2 protein-coding genes are annotated in these 1,580 nt (G+C 42.8%); both read left to right on the top strand.

The window, feature by feature from the left end; translation table 11 throughout:
• Positions 1 to 37 precede the first annotated feature (37 nt).
• Complete coding sequence (locus tag AC3LHT_RS10190; RefSeq protein WP_488662811.1) at positions 38 to 1,291, top strand: MFS transporter; 1,254 nt, start codon at positions 38 to 40, stop codon at positions 1,289 to 1,291.
• Positions 1,292 to 1,349: 58 nt separating this feature from the next.
• The coding region (locus AC3LHT_RS10185; RefSeq protein ID WP_488662810.1) for a DUF6506 family protein at positions 1,350 to 1,580 on the top strand (231 nt) is incomplete at its 3' end.

Below are 1,580 nucleotides of genomic sequence, written 5' to 3'. Positions count from 1 at the left end.
TATTTAAGAAATACATTAAAATAATTGAGGTGATGTGATGAAAAATTATCTGAAGAATTTCTGGCTTTATGCCGCAGGAAGATTTGTTTCTCTCATTGGAAGCGGGGTACAGTATTTAGCTTTGTCACTATACATCCTCGACATCACCGGTTCAGGTACGATGATGGGGACTTTTCTCGTAGTGAGTATGCTTCCAAGAGTGATTTTCGCTCCGTTTGCTGGTGTGGTTGGAGATAGGTTCAACAGGAAGAAAATAATGGTTTATTTGGACTTTGCCAGAGGAGTGTTGATTTTTCTCCTGGCATTTATCGCCTATAAAGGAATGCTGTCACTCGTTGTTATATACATATCTCAGCTTTTAATTTCAACCCTTGATATCTTTTTTGATCCCGCAACTGGTGCTATGGTGCCTGATATAGTTCCCAAAGAAAAACTCACAAGGGCTAACTCAATTCTCGGTTCGATAAACAGCTTCAGCTACATCATTGGGCCAGCTGTTGGGGGAATACTATATCCTCTGGGGATCGGCATCGTTTTTATCTTAAACGCTTCATCTTTCATTGCTTCGGGTATCAGTGAGATGTTTATAGAGTACAAGCAAACAACAGAGAAAAAGAAGATGACAGCCAGGCAATTCTTCGAGGATTTTAAGGGAGGCTTAGAATTCCTGAAGAACAGGTCAGATATTTTCCTGATAATGACCTTTGCGATGATAACGAACTTCCTTATGGCACCTGTATTCATGGTTGTTATGCCTTATTTCGCCAGAACTGTCGTGGGATTCAGCAGCCAGCAATATGGTATTTTAAATTCCACCTGGGTTGTGGGTGGTTTGATAGGGAATTTATTAATAGCATCCTTCCTCTCCAGGACAAACCCGGGAAAACTCTTTGATGTGGGGCTTTTTGGTCAAATAGGCGCATTTTTTGTATTCAATGTGCTTATGTTCCCAATGCTGGTAAAAACTTTTGGTGGCGCGAGCTGGATGTACCTTGGCGTTCTGTCAGTATCGTTCATCGTAGCTGGTACGCTGAACGCATTTATAAACACGCCCCTCAACGTTTTTTTCCAGCGGACTATCCCCACGGAAGTGCGTTCCCGGGCTTTTTCGGTGCTTTCTGTGCTATCACAGCTCATCGTTCCGCTCGGAACCGCTCTCTTTGGGTTCCTTGTAGATAGGATGCCAGCGCATTATCTGGTGCTTGTAGCGCTATCACTTACAATTGGCGTGACAATTCCTTTCCTCGCAACAGGAAAATTAAACGTACTGAAAACGGAAACCGAAGGTTGATTTTAGCAATGCTCCGGGTATAAACTATATATAGCTCATTATCCAAGGAGTGATAAATATGCCCTTTAAAAGCCTATTTCTCTCTGGGTCGCCAGACGCCAATCCAGTAAAAGACAGAGCTCTTGTAAAAACGGAACTTTCTGAAGTCGAAGTTGTACTCGTGAAACACAGTGATTTTTCCAGGATTCTGGACATATGCAAGGATTTCGCGAGCAAAGGTGGAAACGCGATAATCCTTTGCCCAGGATTCACTCATGAGCAAGTTGCAGAAATTGCCAAAACCGTAGGG

This window comes from Kosmotoga sp., assembly GCF_982836095.1.
The sequence above is the reverse complement of the archived record's forward strand: the minus strand, read 5'-3'. Positions and strand labels throughout refer to the sequence as shown.

Bases quoted from the DNA above. Each gene is read 5' to 3' on its own strand.
- AC3LHT_RS10190 (WP_488662811.1), top strand. From the start codon at position 38: ATGAAAAATTATCTGAAGAATTTCTGGCTTTATGCCGCAGGAAGATTT.